23 protein-coding genes and 1 pseudogene are annotated in these 24,757 nt (G+C 71.8%); 11 read left to right on the forward strand and 13 right to left on the reverse strand.

All coding sequences use genetic code 11. The features are described from left to right. Positions 1-107 precede the first annotated feature (107 nt). Entirely contained in the window at positions 108-1,631 is a 1,524-nt protein-coding gene (locus ACZ5D2_RS15730; protein ID WP_468929620.1) for a serine hydrolase, read from the forward strand. A 314-nt stretch (positions 1,632-1,945) separates the two neighbouring features. Here the strand turns inward: ACZ5D2_RS15730 and ACZ5D2_RS15735 are convergent, their stop codons facing one another. Then, positions 1,946-2,614 (reverse strand): HSP18 transcriptional regulator, encoded by a 669-nt coding sequence (locus ACZ5D2_RS15735; RefSeq protein ID WP_331738457.1) that lies wholly within the window; start codon positions 2,612-2,614, stop codon positions 1,946-1,948. A gap of 129 nt (positions 2,615-2,743) precedes the next feature. Here ACZ5D2_RS15735 and ACZ5D2_RS15740 point away from each other — a divergent pair, with 129 nt between their 5' ends. From ACZ5D2_RS15740 to ACZ5D2_RS15760, 5 genes are all read left to right on the forward strand, one after another. Beyond that, the gene (locus tag ACZ5D2_RS15740; RefSeq protein WP_468929624.1) at positions 2,744-3,178 is read left to right on the forward strand and encodes an Hsp20/alpha crystallin family protein; all 435 of its coding nucleotides are present in this window, start codon (positions 2,744-2,746) and stop codon (positions 3,176-3,178) included. 122 nt (positions 3,179-3,300) lie between these two features. Beyond that, the gene (locus ACZ5D2_RS15745) at positions 3,301-3,696 is read left to right on the forward strand and encodes a DUF2267 domain-containing protein (protein WP_331738451.1); all 396 of its coding nucleotides are present in this window, start codon (positions 3,301-3,303) and stop codon (positions 3,694-3,696) included. Between the two features lie 70 nt (positions 3,697-3,766). Beyond that, complete coding sequence (locus tag ACZ5D2_RS15750) at positions 3,767-4,213, forward strand: DUF2267 domain-containing protein (RefSeq protein ID WP_331738447.1); 447 nt, start codon at positions 3,767-3,769, stop codon at positions 4,211-4,213. A gap of 1,005 nt (positions 4,214-5,218) precedes the next feature. Then, the gene (locus ACZ5D2_RS15755) at positions 5,219-5,557 is read left to right on the forward strand and encodes a MerR family transcriptional regulator (protein ID WP_331738444.1); all 339 of its coding nucleotides are present in this window, start codon (positions 5,219-5,221) and stop codon (positions 5,555-5,557) included. A gap of 981 nt (positions 5,558-6,538) precedes the next feature. Then, entirely contained in the window at positions 6,539-7,210 is a 672-nt protein-coding gene (locus ACZ5D2_RS15760; RefSeq protein WP_371681488.1) for an ASCH domain-containing protein, read from the forward strand. A 698-nt stretch (positions 7,211-7,908) separates the two neighbouring features. Here ACZ5D2_RS15760 and ACZ5D2_RS15765 read toward each other — a convergent pair. The 10 genes from ACZ5D2_RS15765 to ACZ5D2_RS15810 form a co-directional block, all read right to left on the reverse strand. Beyond that, a complete protein-coding gene (locus tag ACZ5D2_RS15765) occupies positions 7,909-8,472 on the reverse strand; it encodes a dihydrofolate reductase family protein (RefSeq protein WP_331738438.1) in 564 nt (187 codons plus the stop codon). Between the two features lie 144 nt (positions 8,473-8,616). Beyond that, complete coding sequence (locus tag ACZ5D2_RS15770) at positions 8,617-9,825, reverse strand: phospholipase D-like domain-containing protein (protein WP_331738435.1); 1,209 nt, start codon at positions 9,823-9,825, stop codon at positions 8,617-8,619. After that, positions 9,822-10,577: a restriction endonuclease gene (locus ACZ5D2_RS15775; protein ID WP_468929631.1), complete on the reverse strand. Its 756-nt coding sequence runs from the start codon at positions 10,575-10,577 to the stop codon at positions 9,822-9,824. The genes ACZ5D2_RS15770 and ACZ5D2_RS15775 overlap by 4 nt, the downstream gene beginning before the upstream one ends. 149 nt (positions 10,578-10,726) lie before the next feature. Then, entirely contained in the window at positions 10,727-11,017 is a 291-nt protein-coding gene (locus ACZ5D2_RS15780; RefSeq protein WP_331738430.1) for an ATP-binding protein, read from the reverse strand. A 30-nt stretch (positions 11,018-11,047) separates the two neighbouring features. Further along, positions 11,048-11,410, reverse strand: a complete 363-nt coding sequence (locus ACZ5D2_RS15785; protein WP_331738428.1) for an STAS domain-containing protein — start codon at positions 11,408-11,410, stop codon at positions 11,048-11,050. A gap of 82 nt (positions 11,411-11,492) precedes the next feature. Next, the gene (locus ACZ5D2_RS15790; protein WP_331738425.1) at positions 11,493-11,951 is read right to left on the reverse strand and encodes a response regulator; all 459 of its coding nucleotides are present in this window, start codon (positions 11,949-11,951) and stop codon (positions 11,493-11,495) included. Next, the gene (locus tag ACZ5D2_RS15795) at positions 11,948-13,669 is read right to left on the reverse strand and encodes a sensor histidine kinase (protein ID WP_468929636.1); all 1,722 of its coding nucleotides are present in this window, start codon (positions 13,667-13,669) and stop codon (positions 11,948-11,950) included. Before ACZ5D2_RS15795 ends, ACZ5D2_RS15790 begins: the two co-directional genes overlap by 4 nt. Then, positions 13,666-14,958 carry a PP2C family protein-serine/threonine phosphatase gene (locus ACZ5D2_RS15800; protein ID WP_468929638.1) on the reverse strand — a complete coding sequence of 431 codons (1,293 nt, stop codon included), beginning with the start codon at positions 14,956-14,958 and terminating at the stop codon, positions 13,666-13,668. Before ACZ5D2_RS15800 ends, ACZ5D2_RS15795 begins: the two co-directional genes overlap by 4 nt. A gap of 186 nt (positions 14,959-15,144) precedes the next feature. Then, positions 15,145-15,669 (reverse strand): MarR family winged helix-turn-helix transcriptional regulator, encoded by a 525-nt coding sequence (locus tag ACZ5D2_RS15805; protein ID WP_331738415.1) that lies wholly within the window; start codon positions 15,667-15,669, stop codon positions 15,145-15,147. A gap of 52 nt (positions 15,670-15,721) precedes the next feature. Further along, the gene (locus tag ACZ5D2_RS15810; protein ID WP_468929642.1) at positions 15,722-16,879 is read right to left on the reverse strand and encodes a PP2C family protein-serine/threonine phosphatase; all 1,158 of its coding nucleotides are present in this window, start codon (positions 16,877-16,879) and stop codon (positions 15,722-15,724) included. Between the two features lie 182 nt (positions 16,880-17,061). On the opposite strand from ACZ5D2_RS15810, the gene ACZ5D2_RS15815 reads away from it, so the two are divergent. Then, positions 17,062-17,565, forward strand: a complete 504-nt coding sequence (locus tag ACZ5D2_RS15815; protein WP_331738409.1) for a MarR family winged helix-turn-helix transcriptional regulator — start codon at positions 17,062-17,064, stop codon at positions 17,563-17,565. A gap of 73 nt (positions 17,566-17,638) precedes the next feature. Next, positions 17,639-17,764: a hypothetical protein gene (locus ACZ5D2_RS15820; RefSeq protein ID WP_468929646.1), complete on the forward strand. Its 126-nt coding sequence runs from the start codon at positions 17,639-17,641 to the stop codon at positions 17,762-17,764. 336 nt (positions 17,765-18,100) lie between these two features. On the opposite strand, the gene ACZ5D2_RS15825 is transcribed toward ACZ5D2_RS15820, so the two are convergent. Then, positions 18,101-19,132, reverse strand: a complete 1,032-nt coding sequence (locus ACZ5D2_RS15825; protein WP_468929649.1) for a hypothetical protein — start codon at positions 19,130-19,132, stop codon at positions 18,101-18,103. Between the two features lie 616 nt (positions 19,133-19,748). On the opposite strand from ACZ5D2_RS15825, the pseudogene ACZ5D2_RS15830 reads away from it, so the two are divergent. From ACZ5D2_RS15830 to ACZ5D2_RS15840, 3 genes and pseudogenes are all read left to right on the forward strand, one after another. After that, positions 19,749-20,093: pseudogene (locus ACZ5D2_RS15830) on the forward strand (transposase family protein); the annotation flags it as partial. Positions 20,094-20,165: 72 nt separating this feature from the next. After that, complete coding sequence (locus ACZ5D2_RS15835) at positions 20,166-20,864, forward strand: ABC transporter ATP-binding protein (protein ID WP_331739011.1); 699 nt, start codon at positions 20,166-20,168, stop codon at positions 20,862-20,864. A gap of 50 nt (positions 20,865-20,914) precedes the next feature. Further along, positions 20,915-23,044, forward strand: coding sequence for a hypothetical protein (locus ACZ5D2_RS15840; protein WP_468929653.1), 2,130 nt, complete (start codon positions 20,915-20,917; stop codon positions 23,042-23,044). Positions 23,045-23,188: 144 nt separating this feature from the next. On the opposite strand, the gene ACZ5D2_RS15845 is transcribed toward ACZ5D2_RS15840, so the two are convergent. Then, entirely contained in the window at positions 23,189-24,601 is a 1,413-nt protein-coding gene (locus tag ACZ5D2_RS15845) for a serine/threonine-protein kinase (protein ID WP_468929656.1), read from the reverse strand. Positions 24,602-24,757: the final 156 nt, after the last annotated feature.

A 24,757-nucleotide genomic window follows, 5' to 3' on the forward strand; every position in this document is an offset into this window, starting at 1 on the left:
CGGCTTCTGCGCCTGTCCTCCCCGTCCTCCCCGTCCTCCCCGTCCGCCCAGGTCGCGGCCCGGGCTCTGCCCAGGCGCCCCATGCTGCGCCAGCGTTCAATGGACGTATGCGACGTAACAGCAAGCGCAGGGCGCTGGCAGTGGCCGCCGGCCTCGCCCTCGCGGCCGGGACCGGTGCCGCCGCCGCACCGTCGCCAAGCCCCGGCGGCCTCGACGTGTCCAGGGCCCTGAACACACTGGACACGCAGGTGAAGGACGGCATACGGCGCACCGGGGTGCCCGGTGTCTCGGTGGCCGTGGTCCACGACGACAAGGTCGTCTACCTCAAGGGCTTCGGTGTCCGCAACACCGAGGCACCTGGCGAGAAGGTCGGCCCGGACACCGTCTTCCAGCTCGCCTCGGTCTCCAAACCGGTGGCCACGACCGTCCTGGCCCAGGCCCTCGGCGCCGACGGCTTCGACGACCCGCTCAAGGGCATCACTCTCAAAGACCCCTGGGTCAGCTCGCACGTGACGGCGGCCGACCTGCTCTCGCACCGCTCGGGCCTGCCCGACCACTCCGGAGACCTCCTGGAGGATCTGGGCTACGACCAGTCGTACATCCTGTCCCACCTGCGCTACGAGCCCCTCAGCCCGTTCCGCACCAGCTACGCGTACACCAACTTCGGCTTCACCGCGGCCGCCGAGGCCGTTGCCAAGGCCAGGGGTGTGCCCTGGGACAAGCTCTCCGACGACCTGCTGTACAAGCCCGCCGGGATGACGCACACCAGCTCCCGCTTCAGCGACTACGAGAAGGCGGCCGACCGCGCCCTCACCCACGTCAAGACCGCCGACGGCACCTGGAAGCCCCTCCACGTCCGCGATGCCGACGCGCAGACCGCGGCCGGCGGCGTCAGCTCGAACGCCCGGGACATGGCCCGCTGGCTGCGCCTCCAGATGGGCGGCGGAAAGATCGACGGCAAGCAGGTCATCAACAGCGCCGGCCTGGCCGAGACCCACATCCCGCACAGCATCAGCCAACCCGCCGCCGAACCGAACGCCCAGCCCGGCTACTACGGCCTGGGCTGGAACGTGCGCTACGACGACCACGGCAGGCTGCGCCTGAGCCACTCCGGCGCCTTCGCACTCGGCACCAACACCAACGTCACCCTGCTCCCCGCCGAGAAGCTCGCCATCGTGGTGCTGACCAACGGCGCCCCCTCGGGCCTCCCCGACACCATCGCCCTGAACTTCTTCGACACCGCCGAGCACGGCAAGCCCACCCGGGACTGGCTGCCCGTGGTGGCCAAGTCCTACGAAGAGCAGCTCAACGAGGGCGGCTCGGACACGGACTACGCCAAGCCGCCCGCCAACCCGAAGCCGGCCCGCTCGGACAGTGCGTACACCGGTACGTACACCAACCCGTTCTACGGGCGGGCCGCCGTCACCGCCGGCCCGGACGGCGGACTGGTCCTGCACCTGGGACCCGAGCCGCAGAACTACCCGCTCACCCACTACGACGGGAACACCTTCAGCTTCGAGACCGCCGGCGAGAACGCGGTCGGACGCACCGGAGTGACCTTCACCGACGGCCGGATGCGCGTGGAGTACCTGGACACCAACGGGCTGGGCACCTTCGAGAAGGCCGGCTAGCGCGTTTCCTTCGGAACTCGGCGCGTCTCGCCGACCGGCAAACGCTCCCCGCAACCGATGACCACACCGGCGTCGGCCCGGTTCCCCGCCCGTGAAGGAAACCCTCGTGCGCTCGCGCCGACCGGGGCAGGATCAACCTCCACGCCACTCGCTGTCCCGATGTTCACCGGCGTCGGGCACCGTGCCCCGGTGCTCGGGACCGCGACGCCGGGGTGCACGACGAGCTGTCCGAGTCCCGCAGGGGTCCCAGCCGTTTCCAGGGGCGCCCTGCCCCGCACCTGGTCCGACGTCCCACGGGAGCGTGTGCGCCCTGCCTACGTGCTGCGCTGGTCGCGGGTGTCCTGGCGGAGCTCTTCGGTCCGCCGGGTGAGGGCGTCGAGGCGTTCGGCGAGGTCGCCGGTCCGGGGCCGCAGGTAGGCCCGGGTCGCGGTCAGGGGGCGCACGAGGCGGGCGGCGTCGTTGTCGGCGAGTGCCAGGTTCAGCTCGCCGACCGCGTCTTCGGCACTGGCGGGCAGGTCGGTGAGGGCGGTGATCTGTCCGGCGAGGCGGCGCAGGTCTGCGGCGTTGTCGCGGGCCCAGGCGGTGACGGTGCGTTCGGCGGCGCGGGTGTCGCGGGTGGCCTGGACACGCTCTTCCCCGGTGGATCCGGGGGTGCCGGGGCGCAGCCGCAGGTAGCGGCGTTCGGCGGCCTGGCGGCTGGCGACCCCGAGGGGGCCGGCGAGGTCGGCCCAGCTCGCGCCCTGTCCGCGGGCGGTTTCGATCAGCCCGCTCTCCCAGCCGGCGAGCTGCTCGCGGACCTCGCGCAGCATCAGCAGGGCCGCCAGGGCCGGGTGCGGGCCCGGGTCGGGAGCGGGTGGCTCCGCGGTGATCGGCATCCGGGCGGAGGATCGCTGCGCGTCCTTCACGGACTGATCGATGGCTTCCAGTGCCGCGGCGGCGGCGAGGAAGGAAACCGGTACGGCCGGCGTGGGGCCTTCGTTCATGGGACTCTCCGTCGCTTTGTCATCCTCCAGATGACACCCTGCTTGTCATCATTTCGATGACATGCTACAACGGAAGCACGTTGAAGCGCATTGGCAGTTTCTGCCTGAACCAACTGGAGGTGTTTCGCGATGTTGATGCGCACCGACCCGTTCCGCGAGATGGACCGGATCGTCCAGCAGCTGTCGGGTACGTCCGGGACCTGGTCGAAGCCGTCGGTCATGCCGATGGACGCCTACCGCGAGGGCGACGAGTACGTCATCGCCTTCGACCTGCCCGGTGTGAGCACCGAGGCGATCGACATCGACGTCGAGCGGAACATGCTGACCGTGAAGGCGGAGCGCCGCCCGGCAGCCAGGGCCGACTCCGTGAAGGTGGAGCTCTCCGAGCGGCCCCTGGGCGTCTTCTCCCGCCAGATCGTCCTCGCGGACACCCTGGACACCGAGCGCATTCAGGCCGACTACGACGCGGGTGTCCTCACCCTGCGCATCCCGATCGCCGAGCGCGCAAAGCCCCGCAAGGTCAGCATCGGCGCCGGATCCGGCCGCAAGCAGATCTCCGGCTGAACCGTCCCCCCTCAGCCGGTCACGGAGGGCGGGAGAGCCGTTTTCCCCCTCCGGCACCCGCCCTCCGTACCCTTTCCCCCTTCACTCCTTCGCTCCTTCACCCCTTCACCGGAGGTGACGTGATGTCGATACGCAGGGAGTCGTTCCTGGCCCACGTCCAGGAACGCGGCGAGTACGCGACCCCGGAGGAAGCCGACCGGGTCGCCCGCGTCGTCCTGGCTCTGCTCGGCGCACACCTCGTCGGCACGGTTCGGGCCGAGCTCGCCGCCCGCCTCCCGGAGACGTACGCCCTGATCCTCTTGAACCCGCTGCAGGCGGCGGAGCCGCTCTCACCGGAGCGGTTCGTCCGTGCGACCGCCGCCTGGATCGAGGGCGCCACCGAGAAGACGGCCCTGTGGGACATCGGCGCCGTCCTGTCCACAGCAGCGGCCACCGCGGGCGATGTCCTCACCCGCGAGGTCCTCCTTCAGCTCCCACACGGCTACGACCTCCTCTTCGGCCACCCCCAGCCCACCTGACCACCCCCGGCCCCGGCCCGGGCCCACCCCGGGCCCGGCCGGACCTTCGCAGAGAAAGGCATGCGAAGCCATGTACGACCAGCCTCGAGCGCACTTTCCCCAGACATCCATGACGTTCGAGCAGATGCTGGAACGCGTGCGCTATGAAGGCGCCTACCCCACCCGCGAACGCGCCGCGGTAGCCGTCCGCCAGGTCCTCGCCGCCCTCGGCCGCCAGCTGACCGGCGATGAACGCGTCGACCTGGCACGGTGTCTGCCGGTTGAGGCCGCCCTCGCTCTCACCGCCTCGGTACCGGATGGCGAGCCGCTCACGGGCTGGGGTTTCGTCAAGGACCTGGCCGCCCGTACCGGCGCCACCCCGGCGACAGCCCGCTGGGACACCGGCGCCGTTCTCGCCGCTGTCACCCGCCTCACCGGGCCCGACCTCGCCGCCCGCATCGTGCACCGGCTCCCCACCGGCTACGCCCTCCTCTTCGGGCAGGCAGAACTGCGCCGCCCCGAGCCTGCCGCTGCCTGAGGAAGCCGCCACAGCGTGAAGACGGAGCGGGGCCGGCGCCGCGAGAGGGCCCCGGCCCCGCCGACACAGGGGCGCTGAACCTCGGTCCGCGTCCGCCTTGAAGCTGCCGCGTACACCCGAACGCCGGATGGTCCTGACCCGGGGAGGTCAGGACCGGGGCGAGGCCGGCTCGGGCATGGCCTCACAGGTGACGCATCCTCTGTGCGTCGAATACCTCTCGACACCACACATAAAAATCTATGCTCGCCAGAGTAGACATTAGGCCGTGGCGTGGTTATGGTTTCTCACGTAGCTCGAAGAGATCGACGGGCCCGGCAGAGACGAACTGCCAGGCAGCAGGACCGCAGTACCCGCAGTTGCAGTGCGCAGGACGGTGCGGTGACGGAGTTTCGAAGCCAGGGTGGTTGCGGGACGGCGACGGGACTGGTGACCGCACCGGGTGGCCCGCAGTGATCAGGGGCCGCCGCAGCAGTAAGGCAGTCAACGCAGTGGTTGCAGTACCAGCAATAGGCAGTAGCCAGCAGTGAAGTTGAGTGAGCAGTACCTCGGTGAAGGCGTCGGCTGCGGACGCGCGCACCGGGAGGTTCGGCAGTGGGGTTCCAAGCCAGAGCAGACGCAGGATGGGCAACGGGGCTGGCTGCCGAAACGTGGCGCTGGAAGAGGCCACGAGCAGTACGCAACACCGGCAGTACCCGCAGTTCGCAGTATCAGCAGTACGCAGTCCCCCGTTTGGCAAGCAGTTGACCACCGAGGAAAGAACGGAGGAACCAGGCGCCATCAGGATCGCCCGGACGCCACGCGAGTCCGGGTACCGCAGGACATCGATAGTGAGGTGGTCTCCGGTCAAGCAACCGCGATCCCCGCAAACCCGGCGAAGCTCAGGTCGGGCGGACGGATACAGAAGGCCGGCACGCAATCAGGGCCGGCAGATGGTGTAGCAGTTCCTTCGGGGCCCGGGAGCAACATGCTCCCGGGCCCCTCCACGCGTTCCACGAGAGAGGTTCCATGACAGCAGACGACTCGTTCGACCGTCTCGACGACGACGACTTCCCCGCCTACACCATGGGCCGGGCCGCCGAAATGCTCGGCACCACCCAGGGCTTCCTCCGCGCCATCGGCGAAGCCCGCCTCATCACCCCGCTGCGCTCGGCAGGCGGACACCGCCGCTACTCCCGCTACCAGCTCCGCATCGCCGCCCGCGCCCGTGAACTCGTCGACCAGGGCACCCCCATCGAGGCCGCCTGCCGCATCATCATCCTGGAAGACCAGCTCGAAGAGGCCCAGCGCATCAACGCCGAATACCGCAACGCTGCCGGCCCCTCGAACCCGCCGGCCACCACCTGAACGGGCCCCGGCACCCCACCACGGACAGCGATCCGCCTCCCGGCAGGGGACACCAAGAGGCCCATGCTCCTGATCGTCCTCGTCGAGCCCCAACCTGGCCGCATCCGGACCGCGCAGCGGGCGCAGGGCGCCGGCGGCCGGGATCCTGAACGGTTCTCGGGGGGACCCACGGGTCCGGCAGCAGATCTTCCGGTGAGAAGGCCCGGGTGCGCGACGAACCTGGGGTGCGGAGCCTGCTGCAGAGGTCGGTAGGTTCCGTAGTTCCCGGCGAGGGCGTTGGTGGCGGCTTCGGCGACGTCGGATCGGGGGCCGGTGGTGCATGCGGTGAGGGGGTCGTGCACTCGCTGCCCCGTCCAGTCGGCCGCGGCGACAGCGGGCCAGGAGTAGATCCCGCCGTGTGGGGACCTGGCTGGCTTCGGCGAAGTTGAGGGCGTAGGTCAGGGTTTCCGGATCCAGGACGAGCCGGAGCATGGCCACGGCCTGCAACGCTCCACCGACAAGCGTCTCGTTACCGGTACTCAGACACCGGCGAGGAGGTGGTGAAGTCCCCTCCGAACGCCGTGGTTTCGCTGGTTCACCTGGCACAGACCCTGCGCTGACCCGCACACACCACCCCTGACCGATCCCGCATCGTCAGGGCAGCCGCGCGCACCCCCACGATCACCTCGGGTATCTCCCCCACATCCCGCCCGGCCCCTACGACAGCACGCTTCGCCTTCCAGCGGACGGCCCCTGACGATGCTCTCCTCTCATGGTCCGGCCAAGGCAAGCCGAAACCCTGTGGAGCCCGCCTGCGTGGCATGGAATGCTCTTGGGTGACTGCTGGACGAAGGGAAGGTCAAAAAGGTGTACGTCCCGTCATCTGCACGAGCTCTCGATGATGACGAGCGTGAGCTCGTAGAGCTGGCACGCCGCACCATAGACGCGCATACCGACGCCGGGCCCGACGAAGACGGGATCCACACGGTCGGCGCCGCGGTCATGGCCGCCGACTACCGGATGTTCGCTGGCGTGAACCTCTACCACTTCACCGGCGGCCCCTGCGCCGAACTCGTGGCTCTGGGAGCTGCGCGGGCCCAGGGCGCCCGCCAGATGCGCTGCATCGTCGCCGTGGGAAACCACGGGCGCGGGGTCATCGGCCCGTGCGGGCGCGATCGGCAGGTCTTCGTGGACTACTACCCCACCATGCGCGTCATCGTGCCCACCCCCGCGGGGCTCAGGTCCGTGCTCGCCGCCGACCTGATGCCGCTGGTTCAGCGATGGACCCCGGAGGCGGGCATGAACGGTCTCGACCCATCGCTCTACGAAGACCCCGAGACGTCCGGTCCCCCGATCATCCGGTTCAACCCCCGCTACCTCGAAGTCGTCCGCTCCGGCGCCAAGACCAAGACCACCCGTTTCCGGGACCCGGCGCAGCTCGGCCCGGCACGGCTGGTGTTCGAGAGCGACCCCGAAGTCGTCCTGGCGGCAGAGGTGACCGGCATCAGGCACTGTCTGGTCAGTGACCTCACCGACGGGGACGCCCAAGCTGAAGGGCTGACGACCGCAGCCGAACTCCGGGAGGCTCTCAAGGGCCACTACCCGGATCTGGCGGGAACCGACGAAGTCGACGTCATCACCTTCCAGATCAACGACAAGAAGGGCGCCGCTTAGGCCGTGGACGCGCCAACGACGGCTGGGCCGCAAGGTCCCGACGAGCACTCAGGAAGCCAAGATCACCCCGCTGCCCTTCGGCTTACCTCGGTGCTGGACCACGAACATTGACGGCATCGGCGTCCGTCGCTTCGGGCAGCCCCGCCCGGAGCGACAGGCCCCTGACGACGGCGGTTTCGCCAGCTGACCGACCGCATTGCTCGGCAGGCCTCCCCTTCTGTCATCACTCTGTGTATTCGCCAGGTGGGGGCACTCCCAACAACAGGTCCCGAGGGCTGGGTACGGCGCCAGGGTCCGGTCGCAGTGCGCCCATGTGCTCGACACCCCCGCCGGGAGAACCGGAGAACTCGTCGCGCTCGCCCAGCTTGCTCGACAGGGTCATAGAGGTGGAACCTCTCTACTGAACTGCTCGGAGGGCGGGGACGGCAAGCCGGCGCTATTTTCACCGTGCCGCCGAACTCGCCAACGCGCTCGCGGTCCTGGGCGCGAGCCGGCCCAGGATGCTCGGTTACGCCGACCACGAGGTGGCCGAATCTTCCCCGCACAGGGATCTTCGGGAACTGACACCCTGAACAGGCGAGCTGAACCCGCGACCCCTCCCTGCCGGGGGCTCATGCCCGGCCGCTCCTCACCGCCCCCCCTCCAGCAGTCGACGGCGGCTGGAGGGGGCGGTGATCGTGAAGTCGCGTGACGGGTGCTCAGCGCCTCGTCTCGTACCTGGTCAGGATCACGCCGCAGGGAAGCGTCCGCGTCTCCACCAGGTTCAGGTTCACCCAGTTGTCCAGCGTGCTGAAGAACGGCGTGCCGCCGCCCACCAGGACCGGCGCGGTGGCCAGCACGTACTCGTCGACCAGCCCGGCCCGCATGGCCGCCCCGGCGAGCGTCGCGCCGCCGATGTCCATCGGGCCGCCGTCCTCGGCCTTGAGCCGGGTGATCTCGGCGATCGCGTCGCCGGTGACCAGGCGGGTGTTCCAGCCGACCTCGTCGAGCGTCGAGGAGAACACCACCTTCGACATCTCCCGCCAGCGGCGCGCGAACTCGACATGCGCCGGGGTGGCGTTGGGCTGCTGGTCGCCGGTCGGCCAGTAGGAGCTCATCGTCTGCCACAGCTTGCCCCCGTACAGCGACAGGTCGGTCGCCTGCAACTGGTCGGACCAAAACTGGAACAGCTCGTCGCTCGGCACGCTCCAGCCGATGTCGTCGCCGGGTGCGGCGATGTAGCCGTCCAGGGTCAGGTTCATGCCGTAGATCAGTTTCCGCATGGCGCCAGCCTTCCGTGAGTCGGTCTCACGCGCACAGACCGGCGCGCGGGAAGCCCATCGGTGCGCGATCTGAGCTCGTTTGCAGCAGCAGATCGAAGCCGTCCTCCTGGGGTCGTCCCCGCGCGCCTCGCAGGGGGCGCCGCCTCACAGGAAGCGGCGCAGCGGCCGGACCGAGAGTTCCCGGGCGCGCTGGAGCACGGAGCGGCGGCGCCAGCGTCCCGGAGCGATGCGCGTGCTGGCCCGGAGGTCCTCGTCGTAGTGCTCGTCGAGGGTGCGGGTGACGGCCGGGTCCATGACGGCCAGCATGACCTCCTCGTCGTGGTCGAGGGAGCGGCGGTTGAAGTTCGACGAGCCGATGAGCGAGACGACCCCGTCCATCGTCAGGATCTTGGCGTGCATCATCGTCGGCTGGTACTGGTGGATGCGCACCCCGGCGGCGGTGAGCGCCTCGTAGTGGTGCTGCCCCGCCAGTTGGCACACCCGCTTGTCGGTGTGCGGGCCGGGCAGCAGGATCTCGACGGTCACGCCCCGGCGGGCGGTGGCGGACAGCAGCTCGACGAAGTAGTCGTCGGGGGCGAAGTACGCGGTCGCCAGCCGCACGCGCTCCTCCGCCGATTCCAGGACGACCCGCATCAGCGTCTGCATGTCCTGCCACCCGAAGGCGGCCGAGCCGCGCACCACCTGGACGACCGCCGAGCCGGCCGGCTCGTGGCTCACGAAACGGTCGCGGTCGTCGAAGAGTTCGGGATGGCACTCCGCCCAGTTCTGGGCGAACGCCGCGGCGATGCCGTCGACGGCCGGCCCGCGGACCTCGGCGTGCGTGTCGCGCCACTCGTGGGGGTTGCGGGCGTCGCCGCACCACTCCTCGGCTATGCCGACGCCGCCCGTGAAGGCGGTCCGTTCGTCGACGACGAGGACCTTGCGGTGGCAGCGGTGGTTCTGCTTGAGCGGGGAGAGGGAGACGGGTCTGCGGAACCAGGCGACGTCCACCCCGGCCGTGCTCATCCGGTCCAGCAGGTCCTGTTCGATCAGGCGGCTGCCGAAGCCGTCCAGCAACAGCCTCACGCGCACGCCGTTGCCGGCCCGCTCGGCCAGGGCCTCGGCGAACCGGCGGGCGATGTCGCCCTTCCAGTAGACGAAGGTCATCATGTCGACGGTGTGCCGGGCGCCGGAGATGGCGTCGAGCATCGAGGCGAAGATCTCGTCGCCGTTGCGCAACGGACGTACGGAGTTCCCCTCGGTCGCCGCGATGCCGATGAGGCGTTCGAGGCGGCGGCGGATGCGGTGGATGCGCTCCTCGGCCCGGTCGGCGACGTCGGCCGCGGTGGTGACGGTGTCGGTGGTGGTGGTCATGACGTGGCTCCTCGGGCAGGGGTGGACGGGACGGATACGGGCGCGCCGGCGCCGGACTCCCACGGGGGAGGGGCCTGCTGTGCGGTCCAGGCGGCCAGCGCCTCGCCGTCGACGCGGACTATCCCGCAGGTGTCGGCGTACTCGGCGGCGGGCGCGGTGAAGGAACTGGTCGTCACGATGACGGCGACGTCGGCCTCGTGGACCGCGAAGCAGGTTCCGCCGAAGCGCTGGAGGTCCTGCGAGCCGACCCGGTTGTCCTCGGCGTAGTGCTTGCACTGGAGCACGACGCGTCGCCCGTCCGCCGTCGTCGCGAGGACGTCGGCGCCCAGGTCGCCCGCTCCGCCCACCACCTCCACCGGGGTGCAGCCGTCCCGTGCGCACAGGGCGGCCACCGCGTGCTCGAAGCCGTCGGCGTCGACCGCGGCGTGGTCGAGGGCGTCACACCCGACCTCGGGAAGGTCCACGGGCGCCTCCGCGTACCCGACGGGCGGCGGGCCGCCGGGCCGGCGCCGGACGGGCGCGAAGCTCCACTTCGCCAGGAGCGCGCCCAGCAGCAGCACGGCCAGGGCGGCGATCAGCGTCATCGGGAGCCTCACCCCGCCCGCCGGGGCGGCCTTCAGGAATGCGGCCACGCCTGCGACGGCGGTGCCGAGCAGCCCGAGCGCGAGCACCGCGTCGCGCCCCAGGCCCGTACGCCCCTCGGGTCCGCTGCCGCTTACGGACGCGGGCGCGTCCTCCTCGGGTGTGGTCATACGAGTTCCCCCTCTCGCCCCGGCACACCGCGGTCTGCGCACCGACCGGTGTCGGGGCGCAGACCGCGGCGGACGCCGAAGACCGTTCGACGCCCGTATGGCCGGAATCCCGGATCTCAAACCGGTAGCGGGTCACACCGGTCGGGCTGTCACACCGGGCGGGGATCTCCCTGGGAGTCGGCCGCGCCTTCGAGCGGGACGACGACCTCGATGCGTTTGCCGCCGTGCGCTGCGGGGGTGATCCGCGTGCTCCGCGTGAGGCGGTGTATCAGCGGCCACCCGTAACCGCCCCGGCCCGTCGCCGCATCGGCCGGACGGGCCGGCGGGGACGGGGGAACGGTGCTGACGGCGTCGGTGACGGCGATCCGCAGGCCGGTGCCGCCGGTGCGCGGTGCGCCGGGGCTCGTCCTGGTGTCGCTCGTAGCGGCGTGGTACAGCACCGTTCCCCTCCTCGTGGGAACGAACGCCCTTCAGCCCTCTCGGGACGGGACGATCATGACCGTGCCCTCGGCCACGCTGGGCGCGGTGGCGAAGGCCAGATCTGCACCGGTGAGCTCCAGCAGCCGGGCCAGACGGCTCGGCACGGCCCCCGCCAGGACCACCGGCCGGTCCAACGCGGGCTGCAGCATGACGCTGAGCGCGGTCGAGTCCACGAACGTCACCCCGGCGACGTCCAGGACGAACCGGGCCACACCGGGCGCTGTGGGATCCATCGCGGTCCGCAGACCGGCCACGCTGTCCATGTCGAACTCACCCGCCATCACGACGATGCGTACGTCCCCGTCGGAGCGGGTCTCGACGCGGCTGCGTGCCTCGGCGTCGTACGCGTCCATGCTGCTCACGTCCGTGTTCCCCACTTTTCCGTTCGCATTCCCGAACGATTGCGTCCTGTCACCGGCCCGGCCCCCGGCCGCCTCACCATGCGCGGGGAAGCTTGACCACGGTGACGAAGAAGTCGTCGATCTGCTGGATCGCCCGGATGAACTGGTCGAGGTCCACCGGCTTCGTCACGTAGGCGTTGGCATGCAGCTTGTAGCTGCGCAGGATGTCCTCCTCGGCCGCCGAGGTGGTGAGCACGACCACGGGGATGTGTTTCAGCTCCGGATCCGTCTTGATCCGTTCCAGGACCTGCCGTCCGTCGTACTTGGGCAGGTTCAGGTCGAGCAGGATCAGGTCGGGGCGCGGGGCGTTGACGTGCTCACCGCGGCGGTACAGGAAGTCCAGGGCCTCCAGACCGTCCCGCACGACGTGCAGCACATTGCCGATCTTGTTGTCCTCGAAGGCCTCTCGGGTCATCAACTCGTCGCCCGCGTCGTCCTCGACCAGCAGGACTTCGGCGGGGGTGGCCTGGGGCCGGTCTGCGGGAGTGCTCATCGGGGGGTTCCTTCGGTGGGTACGGGGGCGGGCGGCTCGGCACCGGCGCCGTCCGCCGCGGTCACGGCCGCGCCGGGGGCGGCGGTGTCGGGGGCGGCGGTGTCGGGGGCAGCAGCGGCGGCGGGGGCGGCGACGACGACGGGCAGGGTGAAGACGATCCGGGTGCCTTCCCGGTGCTCGGTGTCGATCCGGATGCGCCCACCCGCGTGCTCGACGATCTTCTTGCAGAGCGAGAGGCCGATCCCGGTGCCGCCGTAGGTCTCCCTGCCGTGCAGCCGCTGGAAGATGACGAAGACCTTCTCGGCGAACTCGGCCGGGACTCCGATGCCGTTGTCGGTGACGGTGAAGGTGTGGAAGCCCGGCTCCGCGTCGGGGCCGTCGGCCACGGCGACCTCGACGCGCGGAGCGCGGTCGGGCGAGCGGAACTTGACGGCGTTGCCCACCAGGTTCTGCCACAGCATCGTCAGGAGCGTCGGGTCGCCCACCACGTCCGGGAGCCGCTCGGGCCGGGTGACCTCCGCGCCGCTCTCCTCCACGGCGGTGGCCAGGTTGCGCAGCGCGCGGTCCAGGGGGGCGTCCATCGCGACCGTCTCGCGCGCGTCCTGGACCCGGCCCACCCGGGAGAAGGTCAGCAGGTCGTTGATGAGCACCTGCATCCGCTTGGCACCGTCGACGGCGAACCCGATGTACTGGGCGCCGCGCTCGTCGAGCCGGTCCCCGTACCGCTTCTCCAGCAGCTGGCAGAAGGAGGCCACCTTGCGCAGCGGCTCCTGCAGGTCGTGCGAGGCCACGTACGCGAATTGCTCCAGCTCCGCATTGGAGCGGCGCAGCTCCACCGCCTGCGCGTCCAGTTCGGCGGCGATGCGGTCGAGCCGCTCGGCATTGCGCCGCGACGCCTTCAGTTCGGCCACGGTCCGGTGCCGCATGGCCTCCACCGCACGGGCCAGGGCCCGCAGATCGGAGGGGCCGCGCAGAGGGATCTCCTCCTCGAAGGCCCCGTACGCGACGCGCTGGGAGGCCGTGCGCACCAGGGCCAGCGGCCGCAGCACGCCCACGTGGAGCAGGACGGCGAGGGCGGAGCTGGCCAGCAGGAAGGCCACGACGATCGCCAGCAGGATGTGGTCGCGCTGCGAGCGTGCTTCGCCGAAGGTGGTGCGGGCGTCGGCCTGGATGCGGTCCAGATGTGCCTGCTGGGCGGTGATCCGGCGGCGGACCTCGTCGAAGCGGTCCTTGCCGGACTGGAGGGACGGCGGGGCGGAGCCGCTCTCCACGGAGGCGATGGCGGGGGTCGCGAACTGCTCGCGCCAGGTCCGGGCGGCTTCCTGCACGGCGGCCAGGTCGGCACGTACGCCGTCGTGGTCCCCGTCGGGGACCGTCGCCAGGCGCCGGGCGGCCTCGGTCTCGTTGGCCAGACCGCGCTCGTACGGCTCCAGCAGCGCGGGCTCGTGGGCCAGCAGGTAGCCGCGGACCCCGGTCTCCTGGTCTAGCAGGGCCGTCTCCAGCCGCAGGGCGTCGCCCTGGGCGGGCAGGATCCCGTCGACGAGCCGGTTGCCGGCCGTCGTGGTGTGGGACAGGAGGGCCGCGCCGAGCGCGCCCGTGCCGACGACCATGAGGGCGAGCACGACCAGCACGCTGGTCAGCCAGACCTGGAGGCTCGGCCCGTGGCGCTCCGGGGCCCGTCCGCCGGGGGTTTCGGGGGGCTGTGCGGGAGAGGTCACGTGGAGGAGTTCCATTCGAGGTGGAGAACGGCGACGTCGTCGGCCAGGCCGCCCCAGTCCGCGGCGAGGCCCTGCGCCGTCTGGATGAGGGTGTCGACGAACGGTTCCGCGGGCAGGTCGGCGTGCTTGCGGGCGATCTCCAGCAGGCCCGTCTCGTCGAGGCGGTCGGAGCCGGGGCCGATGCGCCCCTCGATCAAGCCGTCCGTGAAGAGCATCACGGCGCCGCCCGCCTCCACGGGCACCTCGGTGACGGGCCAGCCGGGGCCCCAGCCCGGCAGTATGCCCAGGGCGGGCCCTCCCGGCACGGTGCGCAGCTCCACGCCGGCCGCGGACCGGACGAGGAATCCGGGGTGCCCGGCGCGCTGGACGGAGACGGCGTGGGTACCGGCGGGACGGGCCAGGCAGACGAGGGTGGCGAAGATCTCGGGGCTGGAGCGTTCCGCCAGCAGGATCCGCTCCAGGAGCCCGAGCAGGTCGGCGCCGCGGGCGCCGGCCATGACGAACGAGCGCCAGGCCACGCGCAGGCACACGCCGAGCGCCGCTTCGCTGGGGCCATGGCCGGACACGTCGCCGACGACGGCGTGCGTGGCCCCGTCGGGGGTCTGGACGACGTCGTAGAAGTCCCCGCCGAGCAGCGTCTGGGCGCGTCCGGGCTGGTAGCGGGCGCAGACGGTGACGGCGTCGGCCGCGTCGTCGAGCAGCAGCGGCGTGGGGAGCAGGCCGCGTTCGAGGCGCGCGTTCTCCTCGGCGCGCAGTTTGCCCGCCTGGAGGGCGACAGCCGCCAGCTCGGTGCGCTTGCGCTGGATCGCGTAGCGGATGGCCCGCATGAAGACGTCGGCCTCGACGCGACCCTTGACCAGGTAGTCCTGGGCGCCGGCGGCGACGGCGGTCAGTCCCGCCCGCTCCTCCGACAGGCCCGTCAGGACGACGACCGCCGCCTCGGCCGACACGGCGAGGACCTTCTTCAGCCCGTCCAGGCCCTGGGCGTCGGGCAGGTGCAGGTCCAGCAGGACGCACTCGGGGGCCTCGGCCTCCAGCAGGCACAGGGCGTCGGCGAGGGAGCGGGCCCGGCCGAGGCGGACCTCGACCCCGCTGTCCTCCACGAGTTCCTCGACGAGCACGGCGTCGCCCTCGTCGTCCTCGATGAGCAGGACGTACGGGGGCCGGCCGTTCCACAGCGCCAGCGAGTCGTCCGGTCTCCCGGAGGACTCCTGCCGGGGCTCGACCACCGGCGGCTGCGGTGTGCGGGCGGCCGGGGGGTGGGTCCCGAGCCCGGGAATGCTCACCATGGCGTCGCGTCTGTCCCTTCTCATCTCGGACGGCGGACGCCCGACGGACGCGTGGTTGCGTCGGACAAGCCTAGAGTGATCATTTGCCGTTGGGCAATATTTTATGAACTCAATGATTCTGTCATCCCGTGGACGGGCCCGGAACCACCCCCATGGACCGGAGGCGGCCGCCGCGGCCCCCGGACGTCAGGCGCTGTCGGGGACGGAGGCCCGGACCGCCGGTGCGGAGCAGTCCGCGGCCGCGGGCGGGGCGCCGGCCGGGTACCCGCCCGCGGCCGCCTCCCGGAACGCCTCCAGGCCCGCCACCAGCGCGTCCACCGCCTCGGGGGTCATCCGACCGAGCACCGCCGACAGCTCGCGCACCCGGATCGCCCGCCGCTCCTCCAGGAGTGCCCGCCCCTGCGGCGTGAGCCGTACCTCCACCTCACGGCGCCGGGCCGGATGGGGTGACCTGGTCAGCAGCCCCATGGCCTCCAGCCGGTCGCAGAGCCGGGAGACCGACGGCGGGCGGGAGCCGAGCACATCGCCCAGGGTCCGCAGGTTGACGCCCTCGGCGCCCTCCACGGCGAGCAGCGCCCGCAGCTGCGACGGCGATACGGCCGGTTCCACACCGTCCTGGCCCCTGGCCTGCAGTACCGCGAGGAGGTCCACCGCGGCTGCGAGGGCAGCGGCCGGGTCCTCGTGGGCGCCGGAGCGGCCGGGACGGGGCATGTCACCACTGTGCCACCGTCCGGCGCCGTAGGCCCTGTGCGCCCGGTCGCCGCTACCGCTCGCCGTCGGCCCCCGTACCGGGCCGGCCGTGCCAGTCCAGGCACACGACCAACGCGTCGTCGGTGGCGTCCACGCCGCCCCGGTACCCCGGCAGCTCCTCCAGGAGGGCCCGCGGCACCTGCGAGGGCGGCAGCAGCCGCGTGTTCATGATGGCCCGGGTCAAGGCGTGCAGGCCGTACCGCTCGCCCACGGGGGAGAGTACGTCGTAGACGCCGTCGCTCAGGAAGAACAGCCGGTCCCCGGGCAGCACCTGGAAGCGCTGGGAGGTGTAGACGGTGTCCTCGAACATGCCGAGCGGCAGCTGCGCCTCCAGCCCGAACGGCTCCACCGTGCCCCCGCGCAGCCGCCAGACCCGGGGCGATCCGGCGTCGATGACCTCGACCTCGCCGGTGTCCAGGTCGAAGCGGAGCAGCAGCGTCGCCAGGTGCAGCCGCCCCTGGTACTGGCCGTAGAGGGCCTGGTCCGCCAGTGCCGCCTGATCGGCGAGGCCGAGGCCGGCCCGCCGGGCGTTGCGCAGCGCGCTGATGGCGAGGCTGGTCAGCAGCGCCGCGTCGATGCCCTCGCCCATGCCGTTGTTGACGGTCAGCGTCAGATGGTCGGCGGAGGCCGACCAGTCGAAGCTGTCGCCGAAGATGGCGTACGCGGGCTCCAGTTGGGCCCCGAGGTCGTACTCGGGCCGGGAGCACGAGCGCCCCGGCAGCAGCTGCCACTGCATCTCGGCGGCGAGGGTCAGCCTCTTGGCCCGGCGCGCCTGCAGGAAGAAGTCGGTGTCGCGGTCGGCGACGAGGATCTCGTGGGCCAGCGCGTCGGCGATGTCCTGCAGCGGGCCGATGTGGCTCCCCACCGGCACTCCGGCCGGGTAGCGCACGCTCAGGACCCCGAGCCGTTCACCCCGCACGGTCACCGGCAGGTGCACGGTGACCCCGCCCTCCCCCGGGACCACGTGCGCGTCCTGGGCGCCGAAGGCCCTGCCCTCGGCGGTGTTGTACGCCGACACCGACTCGGCGGTGAACGGCTGTGCCGTGACGGGCTGGAGCCGCGCCGCGGCGTAGTCCGCGATCAGCAGTTCGGCGCCGGCCGCCCCGTGGTCGCGGGACAGGAGCCCCCGCACCTCCTCGAACAGCGCGTGCGGGGCGGCGGCGCGCAGCACGCGCTCGACGTGCCCGCCACTCCCCCCACTCCCGCCACTCCCGACGTCCCCGACACCCTCGCCACGTACGCCTTCACTCACCGGCCCCGTACCTGTCTCTCTCACAACTGCCAAGATGGGGGACGACGAAGCCGCCGGTCCGCCGGGGAAGGGCTGCGCGTACGTCCGGTAGGGAGTGTCACATGAGTCAGCGGTCGATCGGCTCCCCGCGGCCACCCGCCGTGTCGGCGGTGCCGGAGATGAGCGAGCTGATCGAGCTGCTGGAGGTGGTCTGGGAGCGGGGCCGGGACACGGCCAGCGCCGCGCCCGTCTCCTCCGCGCAGGCCCGGGTGCTGTTCCTCGTCGAGGCGAACGACCAGCTGAACCTCCGCGAGCTCGGCAGGCTGCTGGAGGCGGCCCCGCCGTCCGTCACCCGGCTGTGCGACCGGCTGCAGGCCGTGGGCTTCCTCGAACGGCACCCCGGGGCCGACGACCGCCGCGAGGTGCTGCTCGGTCTGACGGCGGCAGGCCGGACGTACCTCGAACGACTGCGGGCCCGCAGGCAGGAGGTGCTGGCCGAGGCGATGGCCGCGATGCCGGAAGCCTCCCGGGCCGCCCTGGCGACGGGCCTCGCCGACTTCTGCGCGGCGGTCGCGAAGCCGCTGCGGCTGCCGTCACCGGACTCCTTCAGCACCAGGACGGCCTGACGCGGGCGGGGGTGCGCAAGCCGGGCGGGCCACGGCACACCGCCCGTCGCGCCGTCCCGAGGAGGGAACCCGCATGAACATGGTCTTGGCCGCCCGGGGCATCGAGCGGAGTGGCCCCGCTCCGTTCCACGTCGTGCCCGTACCGCAAGAGCAGTCCGCAGACGTGCGGCAGGCGGCGGCGATGGCCGGGTACGGCTGAACCGTTCCTGACCCAGACCCCGACGGGCCGGATGCAGCCCGGTCTCCCCAGGGCGGCGCGCGACGATCCGGGATCCCACCCCTGCTCCTCCGGTCGTTCCGGCTCGGCTGGGGTGAGCTCCTCACCACTCCGGAGGGCCCCCACATCCGGGTGGCCCTTCCCCTCACCCCCGCTGCGGGGGGGCGCCGCCGGGGTGAGGCGGCGGGTCCCCGGCGGCGCGGCAGCACGACGGAGCAGGTGGTGTCCTCCGGCCGACTGCGGATGCCGGTTACGCCCCTCACCGCGCTTCCCCAGGTGGCTCCGCTGACTGTCCCGACCGTACTCGTGCCCGGCAGGCTACTGGATGCTCCAGCGGTGCGGATGCTCGGGATTGTCGGGGCAGCCGAATACGTTGAGCTCGCCCCAGCGGCCCACTGTGACCTCCGTGGGGCCGGCGCACCGGGGAGCGGGATGGTTCCGGTCCTCCTGCGGTTTCCAGCTGCCGCTGCCACCGTCCCACTCCGAGCTGTCGATGGTCAGCAGCAGGTGCATCGGTGCCGTGCAGGTCAGGCAGTCCATGGGACACGGGTCGGTCGCGTGCCAGGAGGCGAAGCCGCCCACGCGCCAGCCGGGCGGGATGGACAGGTCGTACTGGTAGCCGGGCGGCTCTGCCGTACTCCCGTCAGTCGTCTGCCCGGCTTCCTCTTCAAGGGTTTCCTCCCAGGCGTCGATCCGTGCGCACAGTTCCTCGGGCAGGACTCCGGCAAACGGATAGGTGACCACCTGCTCCGGGTGCAGCACACAGGGCTCGGGCACGAAGCCGTCGGCCCCGACGACCAACGGCTGCGGCGGCGCGGTCAACACCTCACCGACTTCCCACGACCGCCGCCAGCGCAGGTGCAGCTCCAGGTCGTACCGGCCCGGGCCGTGCGCGTTGAAGGGGCACCAGAACACTTGAAGCAGATCGCAGTCGCCGGGCCCCGCCGGCAGGTCGGGCACCTCCCGCCGGTACAGCTGCGCAAGGCCGATCATCGGCAGCGGGTCGGTCTCGGACGCCCCGGGGATCCGGTGCTCCCGGTCCAGCTCGCCCAGGAGCTCCCGCTCCTCGTCCGTCGGGCCGGGAGCCTGCTCGCGGGACCACGCGGAAGCCAGAACCTGCCGAGAGCGGCGGATGTCGGCCGGGCGCCGCCCGCGCCCACGCCCGTGGGCCTCGCCGCACACCGGCCACGGCTCGTCCGCCGGCCACAACATCGGACCGCCCACGGAACTGGCCGACAACTCTGGTCTGCCCGGCCGCGGGTGCAGTCGAGTCGTCGTCCCCCGAAAGGCGGCCAGTTCAGGGAAGAGCGCCTCGACGTCGAGGGGGCGCGGGGGCGTGGTCCTCGTCATGAAGGCGACCCTAGACACCTGACAGCACCGGTCCGCGAGCACCCCCGGCGGCTACCCGCATGCCGCTCCCAGACGGGTGGTGAACCGGCCGTCGGGCAGTTTCCGTGGCCGGCCACGGTCAGTCAGTGTGACCAGCCTCCCGCGCAGCGGTTCCAGCGTGGACCGTACGCCTGGGATCGCCGGAGGTCGCGCCGCCGCTACATCAGGAGGGCCTGGATCCGCTGCCGCGATGGGCACCATGCCGGCGGTGGCGGTGCGCGATGTCCGTGGCGTCGGCCACCTGGACGGGGTAGAGGTCTCGCCCGGATTGCCCGGCCCCTGATGCGGGCGGGCGAGCGGCGGGCCCGGCGTCTTCTTCCACCCGTTCACCGGAGCCGGTGGCCCACCTGAGGCAGTCACTCCCCGGCCCGGCGCCCCACGCGCTCGGCGCCGTACCCGGCCTCCGGTGGTCCACCTGGTGCTCGCCCTTGGTGCAGCCCGCGAAGGGGGCGTCGGAGGGCCGGAGTTCGCACCTGCACGGGCCGAGGTGGTCGCGGTGCCAGACCCTCGCCCAACAGTGGGCCCGCCTCGGGTGGTGGACGCCGAGGCGGCCTGAAAGTGCTGGTGGCCTGCCCCGGCCGTCGTCGTCACGCCCGGAAACGTCAACGATTCCACCGTCTTCGACGAGATCATGGACGTCTTGAGGGTGCCCCGGGGCGGCGCTGGACGGCCTCGCCGCAGGCCCGAGACGGTCATCGCGGACAAGGCGGCACGGACAGGCCGACGGCAGGCCGCCGGCCTTCGACCGAGAGCTCTACAGGGCCCGCAACGTGGTCGAACGCTGCTTCAACCGCCTCCAGCAATTTCGCGCGCGATCGCCACCCGCTTCGACAAACTGGCCACCCGCCACGAGGCCGGGGTCCACCTCGCCTCACTGATCCTCCGGCTCCGCGAACCCGCCCACGACGTGTCAGACAGAACCCAGGAGGGACTCGACCGGTGGCGGCGGTGCCCGAGCCACCACCGGTCGTGTCGAAGCCCGCAAGGAGAAGCCGTGTCCTCACCCCTTCCCGCCCCTGTCAACTCCCTCGCCGCCCTATCCGCACGGGGCCTGCGGTACCAGGTGGCCGGTCGGACCATCCTCGATGAACTGGACCTCGCCATACCGCCCGGCACGAGTGTGGCCATCACGGGACCCAGCGGATGCGGCAAGTCCACCCTGCTGAACTGCCTCGCCGGAATCGCCCTCCCCAGCGCCGGCACCGTTACCATCGCGGGCCACGACATCACCGCCGCCTCCCCCTCCCGCCGGGCCGCACTGCGGCTGGCCCACATCGGGATGGTCTACCAGTTCGGCGAGCTGTTACCCGAGCTGACCGCGCTGGAGAACGTGGCCCTGCCCGGCCTCATGTCCTCGGCGCGGCCCCGCGAGGTGTACGGGCGGGCGGAGGAGTTGCTCGATGAGCTCGGCATCGCCGGTCTGCGGACGTCTCCGACCGCCACCCTCTCCGGCGGTGAGCGGCAACGGCTGGCCGTGGCCAGAGCGCTCATCGGCTCCCCGGACGTGATCCTCGCCGACGAGCCCACCGGAGCCCTTGACGGCAAAGCCGCCGGAGCCGTCGCCGAGCTGCTGTTCGCCCTGCCCGCACAGCGACAGTGCGCCCTGGCCGTCGTCACCCACGCCCCGGCGGTGGCCGAACGCGCGGACACCGTACTGACCCTTGCCAACGGGAAGCTGGCGGGTGCCCGGTGAAGTCCGCGAGCCGCACACGCACGCGTCTCCTGTGGACGCTGGGATTGCGCATGGCCCGCACCCGGGGCGGACCGACCCACCGTGCCGCTCTCATCCTCGGCGCGCTGCTCACTTTGGTCACCGTATGGGGCGTGGTGGCCGCGCACACCGTCCACGACCGGCGGGATGCGCGCATGACCGCCCGCAACCCGGTCCCCGTCGCGGCGGAGGCCGCCCGGGCCCGCTGGTGGGAACGTCCTGACGAGCTGGGCGAACGCGTGGTCTCCGTGGTGTACGTACGGCCCCTGGACCCCACGGTCGAACCGCCTCCCGGTCTCCCGCGCTGGCCCGAGCCCGGCGAGGCCTTCCCGTCCCCTGCCCTCGCGGAGGCCGCTCCGGACCGGTACGGGCGCCAGGCCGGCATGATCTCCCACGCGGGTCTGGCCGACGGTGCCGAGCTGGTGGCGTACGTCAACCCGGCCGTGCACGGATTCTTCGACGAGGTCGGCGAACCCACCTCCTTCATCTCCGGATTCGGCAGCCGCCGGCACCACATGTTCTTCGTGAACTCCCACCAGTTCGACCGGGACATCGCCGAACTCGACCTGATCGTGGCGCTGATCGCCGGGGTGCCCGTCGTGGCCCTCGCACTGGTGGCGGCCCGCAGCCGCTCCGAGGTGCGCGAACGGCGCCTCCTGCTCCTCGACGCGCTCGGGATCCCGTTACGGGGCCGGGCCATCGTGGTGGCGGCGGAGGCCGCACGGCCACTCGGGTGGGGGATCCTGGGCGGGTGCGTGCCGACGCTGACGGTCTCGGTGACCTCGCTGGTGCTGCCGTTCACCGGCTACCCGGTCTGGGCGCAGGACCTGCGGGCCGCACTGGTGTGGCTGCCGTTGTGCGCGGCCGCCACGTTCGCCGTGCTGCTCGGGGTCAGCGTGGCCGGCTGCCTCGTCCGCCGCCGGCGCGAGGGGACGGCCCCCGCCCGCCCGGCCGCGGCCGGAGGTGGCCGGTGGCCGGTGGTGGTGTTCGTCTGCGCCGTCGTGGTGGCGGGGTGGGGGTCGGAGCACCGGCATACCGCGGGGAAGCTCGCCTTCGCGGTCGGAGCCATGGTCGCGCTGATCGTCCTCCCGTACGCCACAGCCCGGCTGGCGCGCCTCATCGGCGCGCGCCTCGCCCGCAGCGGTGGCAGGAGCGGGGACGTGGCGCGGATCGTCGCCGGACGGTGGCTCGCGGCCCGGCCGCAGGCGCTGGCCCGGCTCAGCGCTGCTCTGGTCGTCGGCCTCGGCATCATCGTCATCGGCCAGGTCATCACCACCCAGTTCGCCGAACCCGCCGAGGCCGCCCGGGCCCGCCACGACGCCGCGGGCGCCGGGCTGATCCAGGTCAGGTCCCGCAACATCCCCGCCACCGCCGACGGGTTCGTCGCGGCCGTCGGCGCCGACCGGGTGGTGCGGTTCTCACCCGACCCGAGTGGGTCCGGGTTACGACTGACCGGCACCTGCCGGAGCCTGGCCGCGCTCGGCACCGTCACGGCCTGTCCGGACCGGCCCGTCAGCATGGAGCGGGTGTTCGGCGGGCTGTCGCCGCTGGGCCGGGACGTGCTCGCATCACGGGACATGCTGCCCGCCCCGCCGGTCGCGGTGTGCGCGTGCGGCGCTCCCGTGGAAGGGGACAAGGCCCTGTTCGGGTTCATCATCGTCAACCGCGACGGCGCGGCGGGCTTGGACGCGGTCGAACGGGCCGCGTACCGGCACCTGATCGGCCCCATGACCACGCAGCCGGGCCAGTCCTGGTACCTGGGGTCGGCTGCCCAGGCGGCACAGGTGCGCTGGCTGCTGGACGTCGGGCTCCTCGGCATCGCGGCGCTGGCCGCCGCGGGTGCCCTCGGAGCGGCGGGCGTGTTCATCGAACAGTCGCAGGCGCTCGGTCCCTTGGCCGTCTACCAGACCGGACGGGCCTTCTACCAGCGGATCGCCCTGTACACCCTCGCCCTGCCGCTGATGGCCGTCGGAGTCGTCGGAGTGGGTGTGGCGGCCCTTCTGGGTGGCTTGGTGATCAACCTGGGCAAGGGCGGCTGGATGTCCCCGGGACTGCTCGGCGCCGGACTCACCGCAGTGGCCGTCTCCGGAGTGGCCGTGGCCTTGACGTGCGGGCGCACCGCTGCGGCCCATGCCGCCTCCTGGGCGCCCCAGGCCGACTGAGGCGCAACCCGGCCTCCAACATCCGGCGGGGCCTCCGTCCCGGAGCGACAGGACGGGACCGGGCCCCGAACAGCGCGACCGGAGGGCCGGCACCACCACCAGGTGGCACCGGTCCTCCAGGCATGCTGACGCCCCGCCCAGCCCTCATGGCGTCGAAGCCTCAGCGCTGTCTGACGTGCCATGCTCCGACTGGGCTCGCCGGGTTTTGGTTTCGCGGTAGCAGTACGTCGCGACCGTCAGGACAGACACCGCGTGATAGAGCAGCTGTAGAGTGTAGGGGCGGTCGTACAGGACGCCGTCGAGCCAGCGGTTCCCGTTCCACGAGCCCTGTTTCTTGATCACATCCACCACGAGGCCCACCGCGATGACCGCCGAGGCCGCGTACCCCGTCCCGCGCGTCAGCCTTTTGGAACGCGATGTGAGTACAACCGTCAGCACCAAGGTGAGCGTCATGACGACGTACACGCCAAGTCTGGTCTCCATAATGCTCAGCCAGTTGTAGAGCAGGAACAGGATTGCCGGCAGGACGAACCGCGTCGCGATGTCCACGCCCCCATGCCATACGCGACGGCGTGTCAGGGAATTCGCGGATGCCGCACCCGGCTGCGGGAGGACCTCGTTCGCGCCGGGGGTGGAGACCACCGGTGGCAGCGGAGTCGTGGCGGGCGCTGTGGGCAGGTGGGTGCGGTCGGCCGCCGGCGGCGCGGGCTCGGGTGCGTGGTCGAGTTGTCGCAGCGCCCGGGAAAGGCCGGCGGCGTCCGGGTACCGCTGGTTCGGGTCTTTCTGCAGCAGGGTCAGCAAAAGGCCGTCCCAGGCGGGTGGGATGTCGGTGGCGACCGCACTGGGTGCGGGCGGTTCCTGGGTGAGGTGTGCCGAGAGGTAGCCCACCGTGTCCGGAGCCCGGAACGGCAGCCGGCCCGTGGTCAGCTCGAACAGCAGACAGCCGAGCCCGTACAGGTCGCTGCGCGGCTCCGGGAATCCACGTGCCTGCTCGGGCGCCATGTACGCAGGCGTGCCCACGATGAAGCCCGTCCGGGTGAGACGGTCCGCGGTCGCGTAGGGGTCGGCCGCCCTCGCGATACCGAAATCGAGGACCTTCACCAGGCCGGAGGCGGTGATGAGGATGTTGGACGGCTTGATGTCCCGGTGCATGACTCGCACGTCGTGCGCGGCGGCCAGCGCGTCGCATATCTGCGCGCCCCATCGACTCGCGTCCGGCAAGGGGACGGCGCCTCGGCGCAGCACGGTGTCCAGCCCCTCGCCCCGGATCAGCTCCATCACCAGGAACGGTGCCTTGTCGTCCCCGGCGCCGGTCTCGCCGAGGTCGTGGATGGTCACGATGTTGGGATGCTGCAACTGGGCGGTGATCCGTGCCTCGCGCAGGAACCTGGCGCGTGCCTCGTTGCCGCGGCCTCCGCCGCCGGCGAGCAGGGAGATCACCTTGACCGCGACGGGCCGGCCCAGCGTCTCGTCGTGTGCCTCCCATACTTGCCCCATCCCGCCCTCGCCGAGCTGTCGCACCAATCGGTAGCGACCTCCGAGAAGTTCGTCTCGCACTGCCGTGCCTCCTCGTCTCGCACATTGCGGTCCCCGACGAACCGGCCCGATGCCGATCATGCGGGGCCCGCGAAAGCGATGCCCCGATACCCGGAAACCTGCCAGAGGGACTGGGTGTGCACCAGGCTGTTCCCAGCGGACCGGCCGCCGTGACAC

Source organism: Streptomyces sp. NPDC031479, from assembly GCF_055581065.1.